The organism is Pelobacter seleniigenes DSM 18267, assembly GCF_000711225.1.
GTDB lineage: Bacteria > Desulfobacterota > Desulfuromonadia > Desulfuromonadales > Geopsychrobacteraceae > Seleniibacterium > Seleniibacterium seleniigenes.
In genome coordinates this window covers 237150-253227 of the sequence record NZ_JOMG01000002.1, presented here as the reverse complement: position 1 = coordinate 253227, position 16078 = coordinate 237150, and the positions used below count along the sequence as shown (strand labels likewise).

General features: G+C 57.8%; 13 protein-coding genes and 2 tRNA genes. All 15 read left to right on the top strand.

The genetic code is table 11. The annotated features are described in order from the left end of the window. A complete protein-coding gene (locus N909_RS0103790) occupies positions 1 to 618 on the top strand; it encodes a phosphoribosylanthranilate isomerase (protein ID WP_036682859.1) in 618 nt (205 codons plus the stop codon). Beyond that, complete coding sequence (gene trpB / locus N909_RS0103785; RefSeq protein ID WP_029911624.1) at positions 615 to 1811, top strand: tryptophan synthase subunit beta; 1197 nt, start codon at positions 615 to 617, stop codon at positions 1809 to 1811. The genes N909_RS0103790 and trpB overlap by 4 nt, the downstream gene beginning before the upstream one ends. Beyond that, positions 1811 to 3127 (top strand): DEAD/DEAH box helicase, encoded by a 1317-nt coding sequence (locus N909_RS0103780; protein WP_051689497.1) that lies wholly within the window; start codon positions 1811 to 1813, stop codon positions 3125 to 3127. Before trpB ends, N909_RS0103780 begins: the two co-directional genes overlap by 1 nt. Before the next feature lie 138 nt (positions 3128 to 3265). Then, the gene (gene trpA, locus N909_RS0103775; protein WP_029911619.1) at positions 3266 to 4072 is read left to right on the top strand and encodes a tryptophan synthase subunit alpha; all 807 of its coding nucleotides are present in this window, start codon (positions 3266 to 3268) and stop codon (positions 4070 to 4072) included. 71 nt (positions 4073 to 4143) lie between these two features. Beyond that, positions 4144 to 4992, top strand: coding sequence for an acetyl-CoA carboxylase, carboxyltransferase subunit beta (gene accD, locus N909_RS0103770; protein ID WP_029911616.1), 849 nt, complete (start codon positions 4144 to 4146; stop codon positions 4990 to 4992). A gap of 5 nt (positions 4993 to 4997) precedes the next feature. Continuing rightward, positions 4998 to 6281 (top strand): bifunctional folylpolyglutamate synthase/dihydrofolate synthase, encoded by a 1284-nt coding sequence (locus N909_RS0103765; protein WP_029911613.1) that lies wholly within the window; start codon positions 4998 to 5000, stop codon positions 6279 to 6281. A 21-nt stretch (positions 6282 to 6302) separates the two neighbouring features. Beyond that, complete coding sequence (locus N909_RS0103760) at positions 6303 to 8354, top strand: LPS-assembly protein LptD (RefSeq protein WP_029911610.1); 2052 nt, start codon at positions 6303 to 6305, stop codon at positions 8352 to 8354. Between the two features lie 114 nt (positions 8355 to 8468). Beyond that, a complete protein-coding gene (locus N909_RS0103755; RefSeq protein ID WP_155005857.1) occupies positions 8469 to 8813 on the top strand; it encodes an FtsB family cell division protein in 345 nt (114 codons plus the stop codon). Beyond that, a complete protein-coding gene (gene argS / locus N909_RS0103750; RefSeq protein WP_029911604.1) occupies positions 8810 to 10471 on the top strand; it encodes an arginine--tRNA ligase in 1662 nt (553 codons plus the stop codon). Before N909_RS0103755 ends, argS begins: the two co-directional genes overlap by 4 nt. 36 nt (positions 10472 to 10507) lie before the next feature. Continuing rightward, positions 10508 to 11293 carry an SPOR domain-containing protein gene (locus tag N909_RS0103745; protein ID WP_029911601.1) on the top strand — a complete coding sequence of 262 codons (786 nt, stop codon included), beginning with the start codon at positions 10508 to 10510 and terminating at the stop codon, positions 11291 to 11293. An 80-nt stretch (positions 11294 to 11373) separates the two neighbouring features. Beyond that, positions 11374 to 11450, top strand: a tRNA-Met gene (locus tag N909_RS0103740). 36 nt (positions 11451 to 11486) lie between these two features. Then, positions 11487 to 11563 (top strand) — tRNA-Met (locus N909_RS0103735). A 97-nt stretch (positions 11564 to 11660) separates the two neighbouring features. Beyond that, on the top strand, positions 11661 to 13019 hold the full coding sequence (tilS, locus tag N909_RS0103730; protein WP_029911598.1) for a tRNA lysidine(34) synthetase TilS: 1359 nt from the start codon (positions 11661 to 11663) through the stop codon (positions 13017 to 13019). A 184-nt stretch (positions 13020 to 13203) separates the two neighbouring features. After that, positions 13204 to 15183 carry an ATP-dependent zinc metalloprotease FtsH gene (gene ftsH, locus N909_RS0103725; protein WP_084167420.1) on the top strand — a complete coding sequence of 660 codons (1980 nt, stop codon included), beginning with the start codon at positions 13204 to 13206 and terminating at the stop codon, positions 15181 to 15183. After that, complete coding sequence (gene folP / locus N909_RS0103720; protein WP_245613568.1) at positions 15183 to 16040, top strand: dihydropteroate synthase; 858 nt, start codon at positions 15183 to 15185, stop codon at positions 16038 to 16040. The genes ftsH and folP overlap by 1 nt, the downstream gene beginning before the upstream one ends. The last annotated feature ends 38 nt before the right edge of the window (positions 16041 to 16078 follow it).

Here is a 16078-nt window from a genome sequence, read left to right as displayed (position 1 = left end):
GTGGCCGACACCAGAGTCAAAATATGCGGCATCACCAATCGCGCCGATGCCTGTGCAGCGGTGGCGGCCGGGGCCGATGCCCTGGGGTTTGTCTTTTATGAGCAGAGTCCCCGCTATGTTGCGCCGGAGCAGGTGGCGCGGATCGTCGAAGCGCTGCCCCCTTTTGTGACCACGGTCGGACTCTTTGTCAACAGCCCGGCGGCGCGGATCAGAGAGATCATGACCCTGGCCCGGCTCAACCTGGTCCAGTTGCACGGTGATGAAAGCGCACAGGATTGCATCATTGCACCGTTTCGGGTTATGAAGGCGCTGCGCGTCAGGGATGCCGCGTCATTGCAGGGGGCCGAAGATTATCCGGTCGCCGCGTTGTTGCTTGATGCCTGGAGTGACGATGCCTACGGCGGCACCGGTCACTCTTTTGACTGGGAACTGGTCCGGCGCCTCGGCTGCCGGCAACCGCTGGTGCTGGCCGGTGGTCTGAACCCGGCCAATGTCGCTGCGGCGATACAAACTGTCCGCCCTTACGCGGTTGATGTCTCCAGCGGAGTTGAGGAGTCCCCGGGGCGTAAAGATGTCCAGAAAATCAATGAATTCATACAGCAGGTGAGGAAAGCATGAGTTATCAGTACCCGGACCAACGCGGTCACTTCGGTCTCTATGGCGGGCGCTATGTCGCCGAAACCCTGATGCCGGCTCTTTTGGAACTGGAGCAGGCCTATGCCGGAGTGCGCCAGGACCCGGAATTTTATCGGGAATTCGAATACTATTTGAAGAATTATGTCGGCCGGCCCAGCCCCCTGTACTATGCCAAGCGGCTTAGTGAAGAACTGGGCGGCGCCAAAATTTATCTGAAGCGCGAGGACTTGAACCATACCGGCGCCCACAAGGTTAATAACACCGTCGGCCAGATTCTGCTTGCCCGGCGCATGGGCAAGAACAAGGTCATCGCCGAAACCGGGGCCGGACAGCATGGCGTTGCCACCGCCACCGTGGCCGCCCTGTTCGGCATGGAGTGCGAAATCTTCATGGGCAAGGAGGACATCCGTCGCCAGTCCCTCAATGTCTTCCGGATGAAGTTGCTCGGGGCCAAGGTGACTGAGGTCACCAGTGGCACCGCCACCCTCAAGGACGCCATGAACGACGCTCTGCGCCACTGGGTGACCCATGTCCGCGACACCTTCTATGTCATCGGGACCGTCGCCGGTCCTCATCCCTACCCGATGATGGTTCGTGACTTCCAGGCGGTTATCGGCAAGGAAGCCAAGCAGCAGCTGCAGGAAGCGGAAGGACGGCTGCCGGACGTTGCCGTGGCCTGTATCGGCGGCGGCTCCAACGCCATGGGGCTGTTTTATCCCTTCATTGAGGACAAAGGGGTCCACTTGCTCGGGGTTGAAGCGGCCGGATTCGGAGTCGAAACCGGCAAGCATGCGGCATCGATCTCGGCCGGGTTGCCCGGGGTGCTGCATGGCAACAAGACCTACCTGCTGCAGGACGATGACGGGCAGATCCAGCATGCCCACTCTATCTCCGCGGGGCTCGATTACCCGGGAGTGGGGCCGGAGCATGCGCTGCTGCACGATATTGAACGGGCCGAATATGTCTCGGTTACCGATCAGGAAGCCCTGGACGCATTTCAGAAACTGACCCGGGTCGAGGGGATTATCCCGGCCCTGGAGAGTGCACATGCCGTGGCCCAGGTCATGAAATTGGCCCCCACCCTGAGCAAGGAGCAGATCATTCTGGTCTGCCTGTCCGGGCGCGGGGATAAAGATATTCATACAGTCGCCGATGCGATGAAAGTGCAATTATAATGAAATTCAGTGAACTACAACTTCCCGAATCCGTGCAAAAAGGTGTCGTGGCGGCCGGATTCGAATCCCTGACCCCGGTGCAGCAGGAATCGATTCCCCTGGCCCTGAACGGTAAGGATGTCGCTGCCCAGGCCCAGACCGGCACCGGCAAAACCGCCGCCTTCCTGATCTCGCTGTTCTGCCGGCTGCTGAAAAGTGAAACCGGCACCGGCAGCAATCCGCGGGCGCTGGTCATGGCTCCGACCCGGGAGCTGGTGGTGCAGATCTGCGCCGATGCGGAGATCCTGGGACAGTTTACCGGCCTCAAGGTGCAGCCGATTTTCGGCGGCGTCGATTACGAAAAACAGCGTCAGGCGCTCCGCGACGGGGTCGATATCATCGTTGCCACCCCGGGTCGCCTGATCGACTATTACAAGCAGCACGTGTTCTCCCTGAAACAGGTCGAGGCCCTGGTCATTGACGAGGCCGACCGGATGTTCGATATGGGATTTATCAAGGACCTGCGGTACCTGTTGCGGAAACTGCCCCCCTTTGAAAGTCGGCAGACCATGCTGTTTTCCGCCACCCTCTCCACCCAGGTCATGGAATTGGCCTACGAATTCATGGACCTGGCGGAACGAGTCGAAATCGCTCCCAAGCAGGTCGCTGCAGACAATATCGATCAAATCCTCTATCACGTCGGCCGCCATGAAAAATTTGCCCTGCTGCTCGGTTTGCTGAAACAGGATCCGGATGTCGAACGGGTGATGCTGTTTGTCAATACCAAGGTCGAGGCGGAACGGCTGAATGCCCTGTTGCAGGCCAATGATATTGCCAGTGCAGTCCTTTCGGGAGACATCCCCCAGAAAAAGCGCATGCGGATTCTGGATCAGTTCAAGCTCGGCAGCCTGACTCATCTGGTGGCGACGGATGTTGCTTCCCGCGGGATTCATGTCGACAACGTCACCCATGTCATCAACTATGATCTGCCGCAGGACCGCGAAGACTACGTCCACCGTATCGGCCGGACCGCCAGGGCCGGAGCCAGCGGGAGGGCGATCAGCTTTGCCGATGAAGAGACCGTCTACGTCATCGAGGAAATCGAGGACTATCTCGGCTTCAGGATTCCCAGTACCATGCCGCTGGATGAGGACTTCTGTTTTGATTTCAAACGCGCCGCACCCCGGCGTAAGAAACCCTTACCGAGTGCCGGCGAGAAAAAAGCAACGCCTCGCAAGCGGCGGCCGCGGCGGCGCTCCAAAAAAGGAAAATCCGGCGGTGGAGCCGGGCAGGCCGGCGGCGGCGCGTCCGGAGACTCCGAAAAAAAGGAGAGTTAGAAAAGGATTGAAAAGAGCCTGTGGAATCGTTAAGCTGGCTCTTTTTGGCCTGTTCCGTCTGATCGGTTGTTGAGAAAATCCCGGAATGGAGTTTTCAACGGCTTGCTAACGACCCGTATGGGATTTAAAGACAAATTCATGTCACGAATAGATGATGTTTTCAAAAAATTGCAGGAGCGCGGGGATAAGGCCCTGATTCCCTTCATTACCGCCGGGGATCCGGACCTGCCAACCACCGCTGAACTGATCAAGGTGCTGGCTGATGCGGGCGCGGACCTGATTGAACTTGGCGTCCCGTTTTCCGACCCCATGGCTGATGGCCCCACCATTCAGGCGGCTTCCGAACGCGCGCTGGCGGGTGGTACGACCCTGGTGAAAATCCTCGAACTGGTCGCCGCGGTGCGCCGCGAAACCTCGATTCCGCTGGTGCTGATGGGCTATTACAATCCCGTTTTTCGTTATGGTGCCGAGCGCTTTGCGCAGGACGCCGCCCGTGCCGGAGTCGATGCTCTGCTACTGGTCGATCTGCCGCCGGAAGAAGTGGGCGAAATCAGTGCCGCGGTGCAAGCCGCCGGGTTGGCTCTGATCACCCTGCTGGCACCGACCACTCCGCGGGAGCGGATGCGGCAACTGGCTGCTGCCGCACAGGGGTATATTTATTATGTTTCCATGACCGGCGTAACCGGCGCGCAGAAAATTTCGCCAGCCGATATCCGCGCTGCCGTCGAAGAACTCAAAACCATGACCGCAGTGCCGGTGGGGGTCGGTTTCGGTATCACCACGGCGGAAGATGCTGCCAGCGTCGGCGAATTTGCCGATGGTGTTGTGGTTGGCAGCGCACTGGTTAGAATTATAGAGACCTATGCCCAGAGTACGGAACTGTTACCACGTGTTGCGGAATTTACTTCAAATTTAAAACAGGGGCTGGTGAACAGGACCGCCTGACTCGAATCGGTCGGTGACCCGGCGACGCTGCTCACCTGAGACAGAATCAGGTGAAACAAAAAGGATGCTCCATGGTCTGGTTTCGTAAAAAAAATGCTGTAACCACATCGGTTGAAAAAAAGAATGTCCATGTTCCCGAAGGGGTCTGGACCAAATGTAAAAACTGTCAGGAAATTATTTACGCCAGGGAAATTGAGCGGAACCTGAACGTCTGTCCCAAATGTGACTACCATTTCCGGATCGGTGCCAGAGAACGGATCAGCCTGGTCATCGATGAAGGGACTTTTGTCGAAATGGACGCGAACATGCGCTCCGTCGATTTCCTCGAATTCAAGGATTCCAAGCGCTACAAGGAACGGATCAAGGCCGCCCTGAAAAAAGCGGGCGACGGCGATGCCGTCATTTGCGGGGAAGGGCTGCTTGATGGGTTGCCGGTTGTGGTCGCGGTCTTCGACTTCTCCTTTATGGGGGGCAGTATGGGCTCGGTGGTCGGGGAAAAAATTACCCGTGCCATTGAAAAAGGCCTGGAAACCAATGCGCCGGTGCTGGTGTTCTCCTCGTCCGGAGGAGCACGCATGCAGGAAAGCATTCTGTCGCTGATGCAGATGGCCAAGACCAGTGCGGCCCTGGCCAAACTGAAAGCGGCCGGAGTTCCCTTTATTTCGGTGCTGACCGATCCGACCACCGGCGGTGTTACGGCAAGTTTCGCCATGCTCGGGGATCTCAACATCGCCGAGCCCCGGGCGTTGATCGGCTTTGCCGGGCCCCGTGTTATTGAACAGACCATCCGCCAGCAGCTGCCGGAAGGCTTTCAGCGTTCGGAATATCTGCTCGAACATGGCATGATCGATATGATTGTCCCACGCAAGGAGATGAAAGCGCGCCTGTCCGGGATTCTGCGCATTTTCACCAAAAACTGATCGTGATGTCTGACCGTTACCGGGAAAGCCTCGATTACCTGTATGGGCTGCAGCTATTCGGGATCAAGTTAGGTCTCGACAATATCCGTAAGCTGCTGACGCGGCTCGGTGAACCCCAGCAGGCAATGCGGATCATTCACATTGCCGGAACCAACGGTAAAGGTTCGACCTCCGCCGCGCTGGCGAGTATTTTTCAGCAGGCCGGAATTTCCGCCGGCCTCTATACCTCACCCCACCTGCACCATTTTACCGAACGGATCCGGATTGATACCCGGCAGATCGACGCGGCGGAAGCGGTCGCGCTGATCGACGAACTGCGCCCTCATGCTCAGGATTTGGGGATTACTTTCTTCGAATTCACCACAGCTATGGCGTTGCTCAGTTTTCAGCGTCATCAGACCCCCTGGGCGATCCTCGAGACCGGGATGGGTGGCCGGCTTGACGCCACCAATGTGGTGAACCCGGAGCTGTGTGTCATCACCCCGATCGCCCTGGACCACGCCGGCTACCTGGGGCCGGACCTGCAATCCATCGCTGCCGAGAAAGCGGGAATTTTTAAAGCTGGTGTGCCGGTGCTCTGCGCTCCGCAGGAAGCGGCCGTCGAAGAACTGCTACGGCAGCGGGCCGCGGTCCTCGGCTGCCCGTTTTTCATGCTCGGTCAGGATTATCAGGTCACTGTTGCAGACGATTCGAGCCTGACCCTGGTGGGGCCCGGGCTGGAGCTCCGCGAGGTCAGGCCGCGTCTGCCCGGAATTCATCAGTTTAATAACCTGGCCCTGGCCGCTGCGGCTGTTGCTTTGCTCGCCGACCAGCTCGGCAAGCTTGCCGCTTCGACCCTGCGGGCCGGGCTGGAACACGTCTGCTGGCCCGGACGACTGGAGTGGCTGGCCGAGCGGATTCTCCTTGACGGTGCGCATAATCAGGCCGGGGTTGAAGTGTTGACCGCTTATTTGCAGCAACAGCAGCTGCGCGGACTGCATCTGGTGTTCGGTTGCAAGGCCGATAAACAGGCGGAGCAGATGCTGGCCCGGTTGTTGCCTTTTGTCGCGCGGATTTATCTGACCCGGCCGCCTGATGTTGCGGCGGTTGACCCGGAAAAATTGATGCAACAGGCCGAGGAGTCGGGTATTGTGGCAGATCAGTACCCAACCCCGGCTGAAGCACTGAGTGCGGCTCGGCAACAGCGGCGCCCCGAGGACACCATCCTGGTCGCCGGTTCCCTGTTTTTGATTGCCGCGGTGCGAACTGAGTTGGTTGCGGATACCGATACCTTACCGATTGTTATTTGACTGTGATGGAATAGTGAAGCGATGCTGCTGCGTTTACTGCTGATTCTTGTTTTGCTGCTGCCGATTCCGGTCGTTGCTGCCGATTTCAGTCAGCTCGGTAAGGAAGGGGCGCCGATTCGCCTGGAGGCGGATCAGCTGAGTTATGATCGGGAAACCGGGCTCTATCGCGCTTCCGGCGACGTCAGCCTGATCCAGGGGGATTTCGAAGTTTACAGCCAGAAACTGCAGTGGAATCAGACCAGCGGTGACCTCGAAGCCGAAGGCGATGTCAGGCTGATTTCCCCGGATGAGGTCCTTTCCGGGCGCAAGGTCCACTACAACCTGCTGCAGGGGACCGGGGTTGTTGAAAACGGTCATTTCTTCTTGCCCCAACAGAACCTGCATGTTTACGGCAAAACAATCGAACGGCTGGGAGTGTCTGATTATCGAATTTACGATGGCACCTTTACCACCTGTGACGGGGATGTCCCTTCCTGGAAATTCGGTGCCAGCCAAGTCGATTTGACCCTCGGTGGTTACGCCCGGGCGCGGAACACGGTTTTTTATCTAAAGAACATTCCTTCTGCCTATTTCCCCTATATGATCTATCCGGCCAAGACCGACCGGGAATCGGGGTTGCTGATTCCCGGGGTGGGATACTCGGATAGCCGTGGCTTCCAATACAGTGCTGCCTATTATCAGGTCCTCGGCATCAACCAGGATGCCACTCTCTATCTCGACTACCTTTCGAAGATGGGATTGGGAAAAGGTCTGGAGTATCGTTATATCTTCGGCGGTGGCAATGCCGGGGAAGCCAGGGCCTATCACATCAACGTCGATCAGGTCGACGGGGTCAAGGTCAATGAGCAGCGTTATGCCCTGAAGTGGCGTCATGACGGCATGCTTCCGGGTGCGGTACGGCTTGTCGCCGACACCGAATATGTCAACGATAATGACTACTTTAAGGATTTCGGAGGGGCTGCGGGGGAGTATAACAAGGATCAGGTTCAGTCCAGGCTGTTTCTGACCAGACATTGGGACCGCTACAGCCTGGTTGGCCTGTTCAAATACACCAAGGATCTGCAGACCGACGACAAGACCACCCTGCAACTGTTGCCGCGGGTCACCTTTGATACCACCCGGCAACGGTTCGGCGAATCGGTCTTCTTCTATGATTTCACCACCGAGTACAGCCATTTCTGGCGCGAAGAAGGGTTGCGGGGTGAACGGCTGATGGCCCGCCCGGCCCTGTCCGCCCATATCCCGTTGGCCAAAGTATTGGACCTGGCGCCGGAATTGGCTTGGCGGCAGCGTTACTACTGGGGGTTGAGTGACGATTCGACCGCAACCGATGCCGGCCTGGTGGAATTTTCCACCAAGCTGGCAACAACAGCTTTGGAACGGGGGTATACTGCCTTTGGAACAACCCTGCGCCATTCGCTGTTCCCGGAAGTGACCTACAGCTATATCCCTGATGTCGATCAATCCGATCTGCCGGAGTTCGACGATTTCGACCGCATCGACCCGGAAAACAATCTTGAGTACGCCCTGGTGCAACGCCTGACCGGCAGTTTTTCCACACCGGAACAGGAGAGTTATGTGCGGGAGCTGATCTACCTGCGGGTGGGGCTGGTGCAGGATCTGCGGCAAGAAGCGGACGGGAGTGGCTTTACCGATCTGCGCACCGAGCTCAAGCTGCAGCCGACAGAGCACTTTTCCTTCGGGTCCGATTCGACCTATGCGACCGCTGCTGGGCAATGGCAGAAATTTTCGGCTCATGCGACGTGGGCGGATAGTCAGGAAAACTCAGTTTCGGCACGCTATCGATACAATCGTGAGGATGACGTTGACTATGCGGCCATCAATTTAAGTACGTCTTTCCTTAAACCGGTTTATCTGACCTATCAGCAGCGCTATGATTTTACCGAGGATCAGAAACTGGAACAGATCGTTGCCGTTGAATACCGTCAGCAATGCTGGAGCGTCCGGTTGGCATTGCGTGACCGGGAAAACGATCGTTCGGTGATGCTCAGCTTCTCCATGAGTGGGATCGGCTCGGTCGGCAGCGATGCGACGACCCCGGGCGGAATTTGAACGGCCTCGTCCGTGAGCAATAAAGATTCAGTTGACCTTGCCACAACAGCATGCGAACCTGCACCATTGGTTTTTTAACGGGCGTGTCGGCCAAGGTAGGGTAAGAGGTTGGAATTGGCTTCTGAGCAAGAACCAGAATCTGCGGCGAATGGGAAGAAAAATTTTCTGACCATCGGCCTGTTGATTGTGATTGCCCTGATGTTTGTCTATGCCGTTTTCGGCGACCGCGGGGTGATGCGCATTCTGCAGGCGCAGCAACAGAAAGAACAGCTGCAGGCTCAACTGGAAGAGTTGCGTCAGGAGCAGGATCACCTGCACGAACAGATTCAGCGCCTGCAGACGGATAAGAATTACTGGGAACAGCTGGCCCGTACCAAGCTGGGAATGGTGCGTGAAGGCGAACTGATTTATTTTATTCCGGATCAGAACAACGAGGACAAGAGGCAAAAAAAAGAATGAAGACACAATTGCGGCAAGCCATCGAGGCTGCCCTGAAAGACTGTTATGCCGCCGGCGAACTGAGTTCCGGCGAAGTTCCTGCTGAAATCCAACTGGAAGTCCCCAAGAATCCCGAGCACGGTGATTTTGCCACCAACCTGGCCATGACCCTGGCCAAACCGGAGCGCAAGGCCCCGCGGCAGATTGCCGAACTGCTGGTGGTCCGCCTGCAGGAAAATCCGTTATGCGACCGGGTTGAAATCGCCGGACCGGGCTTTATTAATTTCCGGCTGGCTGCACAGTGCTGGTATGCCGTCCTTGACCAGGTAATGGAGCAGGGAGCTGCTTACGGGAAACTGGACATTGGTCAGGGGCGCCGAATTCAGGTTGAGTTCGTCAGCGCCAATCCGACCGGGCCCCTGCACATCGGTCACGGCCGCGGTGCGGTCGTTGGCGACGCCCTGGCGTCAGTGCTGGAAGCCGCCGGTTATGCGGTGCAGCGCGAGTATTATGTCAATGATGCCGGTAATCAGGTTCAGACCTTGGGGCGGTCCATCCTGCTCCGCCTGCGGGAACTGCAGGGGGAGCAGATCGATTTCCCGGAAGATGGCTACCAGGCCGAGTATGTCACTGAGGTGGCGGCAAAGCTGCGAGCCGCCAAAGGTGAGTTGAGGGATTTTTCCGAGGCCGAGGCCATCGAATTCTGTGCGCGCTTCGGGGTGGCGGAAATCCTCCAGTGGATCGAAACCGATCTGGAGGAATTCGGCATTCGCTTTGACAACTGGTACAGCGAGAAGAGCCTCTATGACCGCCATATGGTCGATCAGCAGCTGGCCAACCTGGAGCGGAAAGGGCTCACTTTCAAGCAGGATGATGCGCTCTGGCTACGGACCACGGAATTTGGCGACGACAAGGACCGGGTGCTGATCAAGTCGGATGGCAGCTATACCTACTTCGCTTCGGATGTCGCCTATCACATGGAAAAATTCGATCGTGGTTTCGATCGGGTTATCGATGTCTGGGGAGCCGATCACCACGGTTATATCCCGCGGATGAAGGCGATGCTGACCGGGCTCGGGCATCCGTCGGAAGATCTGGAAGTTCTGTTGATCCAGATGGTCAATCTGCTGCGCGACGGTCAACCCTTTATCATGGGCAAGCGCTCCGGTAATTTCATCACTCTGCGTGAGGTGATCGATGAGGTCGGCCGCGATGCCTGCCGTTTCTTTTTCCTGATTCGACGCTGCGACAGCCAACTCGACTTTGACCTGGAACTGGCCAAACAACAGAACAGCGATAATCCGGTATACTATGTCCAGTATGCCCATGCGCGGGTCTGCAGCATCAACCGGAATGCCGTCGAGGCCGGGATTGCGCAACCGCAACAGGGGCAGATCGACTATAGCCGCTTAACCTTGCCGGAGGAATTGGCTCTGGCCAAACTATTGGCCCGATTCCCGGAATCGCTCAGCGGCGCCGCGCTCAATTATGAGCCGCACCGAATTGTTTTTTATCTCCAGGACCTTGCTGCCCAGTTCCACAGCTACTATAATCGGCAACGGGTTCTGGTCGACGATCCGGAGGTTAGCAAAGCGCGGCTCTATCTGGTCAATTCGGTTCGTATTGTTCTGGCCAACGCCTTGAAGATCCTTGGCGTCTCGGCTCCGGAACAGATGTAGGCAGAGAGGAATCTGCTTGGAATAAAAGGGAGAAAGATGAAGGGAACGACAAAAACTCGGACCCAGCGCAGAATGGAAAAACGTCAGGCGATTATTCTGCTGGTATTGGTGTTGGTCGTATCACTCGCAAGTTTTACCCTCGGGGTTATCGTCGGGCGGCGCGGAGCAGAACGGGAACTGGCTTATGCCAAGACTCAGCAAGACAAGGTTCTGGTCGCTCAGGCTCCGCCGGTCGTTACCTCACCTGCTCCAAAAGCGACCGCTCCGCCGGATCCGGTGGCGGACAAAATCGCCGGTGTGACCACCGAAACGGTCACCGGGCAGGAACCGAAATTATCCTTTTATGATGATCTGGCCAAGGATTCCGCACCGCTCGGCAGCGGCATCAACATGGCGCCGGTTGAAGAACCGGCTGCTGCCGGCAGCAGCCAACCGCCCATCGATCTGCCTGCTCAGCCGATTGTGGAAAAAGCGCCTCGGCAGGAGACTGTCGCGGCAGTGAAACAGCCTGCACCGGCAGCCCCGGCCCCGGTCCCCAAGCCGGCCGCGGGAAATGACAGTGAAACCATGCCCAGGACGGTCGCAGGCGGTTCCCATGCTGTACAGATCGGTTCTTTTAGCGCGGCCAAAGATGCCATCGCGCTTAAAGAAAAACTGCTCAAACAGGGCTACCCCGCCTTTATGGTGGAAGCCGATCTTGGGGCCAAAGGGCTCTGGTATCGGGTTCGCGTCGGCCCTTATGCTGATGCGGAAGAGGCGAAAGTGGCGCAACAGGTGTTGGAAAAAAAGGAAAAGATCAAGGGCTTCGTGTCTCGTCAGTAAAACCGGTTTTTTTCTCTTCGGGAGGTAAATTTTTTTTCTTGACATTTTGCCGTTTGAAGATTAATTTCCAGACCTCGTGTCGCGGGATGGAGCAGTCTGGTAGCTCGTCGGGCTCATAACCCGAAGGTCGGGGGTTCAAATCCCTCTCCCGCAACCAAAAGCCGAAATCTCTGTAAAGAGTTGTTATAGATTCGGCGGTGTAGCTCAGTTGGTTAGAGCATGCGGCTCATATCCGCAGTGTCCGGAGTTCGAATCTCTGCACCGCCACCATAATTAAGGCCCTTCCCGCTTTCGGGGAGGGCCTTTTTCGTTTATATTCGTTGTTGTCGCCATGGCGCGGCGAGTCAATCTTTTCAGCAGAGGGTGCATGTCAATCCAGGCAGTGGACATTGAACGGAGCATTAGCGAGGCTCTGCCGGCGAATCAGCGGAAGATTCTGGTGGCGGTCTCCGGCGGGGTGGATTCGGTGGTTCTGTTGCATGCCCTGGGGCGTCTGGCCGGGCCGCACGGGCTCGAGCTGCATGCGGTGCATCTGGATCATCAGATCCGGCCGCGGAGCAGTGAGGATGCCGCGTTTGTTGAACGGCTCTGCGCTGCTCAGGGGGTCCCCTGCTGGCTGGAGCGTTGTCCGGTCCCCCGGCTGGCGCAGGAACAAAAGCTCAGTCTGGAGATGGCCGGTCGCCAGGCCCGCAGAGAGTTGTTCCGGGCCCTTGCCGTACGCCTGAATGCCGACCTTGTCGCGCTGGCCCACCATCGTGACGATCAGATTGAAACGCTGCTGCTGCGCCTGGTGCGCGGTACCGGGCAGAGCGGCATGGTTGGCATGGCGCCGTGCAAGGGGCTTTGGTGGCGGCCGTTGCTGGGGTGCTCGCGGCAACAGATCGTCACTTATGCACAACAGCATGGGCTGTCCTGGGTTGAGGATGAAAGCAACCGTGACCCGGCCTATTTGCGCAACCGGCTACGCCATGAACTGGTTCCGCTGCTACAGGAGCTCAATCCACGCTTTGTGGAGCGCACGGAGAGTCTGATTCGACAGTGTCGGGTGGAAGAAGATTTCTGGCAGCAGCAGGTTGCGCTGACTTTTCCCACTTTGGTGGTCGGGCGGGTCGACGGCTTGCGGCTGTCGCGGCCGGGGTTGCTGGCCCAGCACCCGGCGTTGCAGCTGCGATTACTGCGTGAAGCGTTGCGGCAGGAGCGCGGTGATCTGCAGCAGATTGAAAACGTTCATCTTGAGGCTGTTGCCGCCCTGTTGTCAGGCACGCGCAGTCAGGCCCAGCTGGATCTGCCGGGGGGCTGGGTGGCCCGGCGCTATGAAATAATCTGGTTCCGGCGGGTGGCGCCTGCACCGGCGCTTGCCTATAATGAAACCCTGTCTGTGCCGGGCCGGGTCGAGTTGCCGGACGGCAGGGTGCTGCAGGCCTCCGTGGTGACCGATCCGCAGGGCGAAACGGCCGGTTGTGCCGAATTTGACCTGGCGGAACTGGACCTGCCGCTGCGGGTGCGCAGCTGGCAATACGGGGATCGCTTCGAGCCGCAGGGGATGGCCGGGAGCAAAAAGCTCAAGCGCTTTTTTGCCGACAATCATCTGGAGCTGGAAGAACGGGGCAGGGTGCCGATTCTGCTCAGCGGCGAGCGGATTTTGTGGCTGGTCGGCTGGAGGCGCTCGCGCCATGGCGTGGCTTCTCCTTGCAACTCGGGAATCGCCAGAATTGAGCTGGTTTGAGGGGTGGAAAAAAAGGACAAAAAACTTGTGAGGTCACGTTCTTTATGGTAATTTTTTCTGCTAGTTTCAGCATTTTTCAGCCGCTTGGCCGGTCATCGGCGAGTTCGGATGTCGCCCCCGGTCGTTTTCCGGTCGGAAACAGCCGGCAGGTGGTACAGACATCCATTAATCACTAGGGGGTCCTGTGAGTCAATTTCAGAAGAACTTAGCACTTTGGCTGGTCATTTCTCTGTTAATGATCATGCTTTTCAATATGATGACCCAGAAAGAAACAGAGCAGAAACAGATCAACTACACCGAGTTCCTGACCGCAGTCGATGCCGGCCGGGTTTCAAAGATCACCTTTCAGGGCAGTCAGCTGAGCGGCGTTTATGAGGACGGTTCCAAGTTCCAGACCGTAGCGCCGATGGACGACCAGCTGATCCCCGAGCTTAAGAAAAAGGGTGTCGTCATTGAAGCCAAACCAGCGGATGACCAGGGTTTCTGGTTTACCCTGCTGATTTCCTGGGGGCCGATCCTGCTGCTGATAGCGGTATGGATATTCTTCATGCGACAAATGCAGTCCGGTGGCGGCAAGGCCATGAGCTTTGGCAAGAGCAAAGCCAAGTTGTTGACCGATACCCAGGGGCAGGTCACCTTCAAGGATGTCGCCGGGGTGGATGAAGCCAAGCAGGAGCTCGAAGAAGTTGTCGAATTCCTCAAGGATCCGAAAAAGTTCACCAAACTCGGCGGCAAGATTCCCAAAGGGGTGCTGCTGGTCGGGTCGCCCGGGACCGGGAAAACCCTGCTTGCCCGCTCTGTGGCTGGCGAGGCCGGGGTACCGTTCTTCACCATCTCCGGGTCCGATTTCGTCGAAATGTTCGTCGGGGTCGGTGCAAGCCGGGTTCGCGACCTGTTTCTGCAGGGCAAAAAAAATGCCCCCTGCATCATCTTTATCGATGAGATCGACGCGGTCGGGCGGCATCGCGGTGCCGGTCTGGGCGGCGGGCATGATGAACGCGAGCAGACCCTTAACCAGTTGCTGGTGGAAATGGACGGCTTCGAATCCAACGAAGGGGTTATTCTGGTTGCCGCAACCAACCGCCCGGACGTCCTCGACCCGGCTCTGTTGCGCCCCGGGCGGTTTGACCGCCAGGTGGTGGTGCCGCGCCCCGATGTCAAGGGTCGGCATAAGATTCTGCAGGTTCATTCGCGCAAGGTACCATTGGATGAAAACGTCAACCTGGAAGTGGTTGCCAAGGCTACTCCGGGCTTCTCCGGTGCCGATCTGGCCAACCTGATCAACGAAGGCGCCCTGCTGGCGGCCCGTGCCAATAAGGTCAAGGTCGATATGGACGATATTGAAGCGGCCAAGGATAAAGTCCTGATGGGCGCCGAACGACGCTCCATGGTGATCACCGAGGAAGAGAAGAAAGTCACCGCCTACCATGAAGCCGGTCACGCCCTGGTGTCGCTGCTGACCCCGGGCTCCGATCCGGTTCATAAGGTCTCCATCATTCCGCGGGGCCGGGCTATGGGGGTTACCATGTACCTGCCGGTGGAAGAGAAATACAATGAAACCGCCAAGGGGCTGAATATCCGCATCCGGGCCATGCTCGGTGGCCGGATCGCCGAAGAACTGACCTTTGATTCGGTTACCAGCGGCGCCAGCAATGACCTTGAACGGGTCACCACCATCGCCCGTAAAATGGTTTGCGAATGGGGGATGAGTGAAAAAATCGGTCCCCTGACCTTTGGAGAAAAAGAGGGCGAGGTCTTCCTCGGCCGTGATATGGGGCATGTCAAGAATTACAGTGAAGCCACCGCGGTCGATATCGACAATGAGATTCGCCGGATCATCCATGAAAATTATGAGCTGACCCGTAAACTGCTCAAGGAACACAAGCCGCAGCTGATTGCGCTGTCTGAACTGTTGCTTGAGAAGGAAACCCTGAACAGCTCGGAAATCCTTCAGGTGGTCTTCCCCGACGGTGTTCCGGAGTACCTGGAGGAGAAAGTCGAACAGGCCGAGAAAGAGGAAGGTATCGATCTGGAAAGCCTGAAAGCCGACAGCAAGGCAGCTGAAGCGGCGAGCGCGGCGGATCAGGATCCTGCGGAGGATGCCGCGAAGCCGGAAGAGACCGCTGAGGAAGCGGAGTCTACGGACGGCGCGCTCAAAGAGTGATGATGAAAACTCCGGCGATTCTGGTCGGCAAGGGCTGCCGGCTTGAGCTGCGCCTGCCGGCGATCATGGGGGTGCTGAACGTCACGCCGGATTCGTTTTCGGACGGCGGCTGTTTTCAGGCCCCGGATGCCGCGGTGCAGCAGGCCCTGCGCATGGAACAGGCCGGCGCCACACTCATCGATATCGGCGGGGAAAGTACCCGCCCCGGTGCAGAGCTGATCAGCGCTGCCGAAGAGATTGCGCGGGTTGTGCCGGTGATCGAGCGGATCCGGCAAGAAACCGACCTGCCGCTGTCCATCGATACCAATAAGGCCGAAGTAGCCCGCGCGGCCATCCTGGCCGGGGCCAACTTCATCAACGACATCAGCGGGCTGACCTTTGATCCCCAAATGGCCAGGACTGCCGCCGAAACGGGCGCCGGACTGGTGGTCATGCACACCCGTGGGACCCCGGCACAGATGCAGAACAACACCGAATATGCCGATCTGTGCGGTGAAGTTCTGGCGTTTTTACAGCACAGCCTGGATCTTGCCGCTGCTGTCGGGATCGATAAAAGCCGTATCGCTGTGGATCCGGGCATCGGCTTCGGCAAAAGTGTCATTGGGAACCTGGAGCTGCTGGGTTCCCTGCAACGTCTCCGGGCGCTGGGTTGTCCGATCCTGCTGGGAACGTCGCGAAAAAGTTTTATCGGCAAAATTCTTGATCAGCAGAACCCTCGCGAGCGGCTGTCCGGTACCCTCGCAACGATTGCTCTGGGAGTTGCGCAGGGAGCGCATATCTTCCGCGTTCACGATGTCGCACCGGCACGGGAAGCTGCGCTGGTGGCCTGGGCTGTGCGCGAGCGGGAGTTGCCCTGAGTCGCTCTGCCGACCAAGATTTGGGCAGTATCCTCATA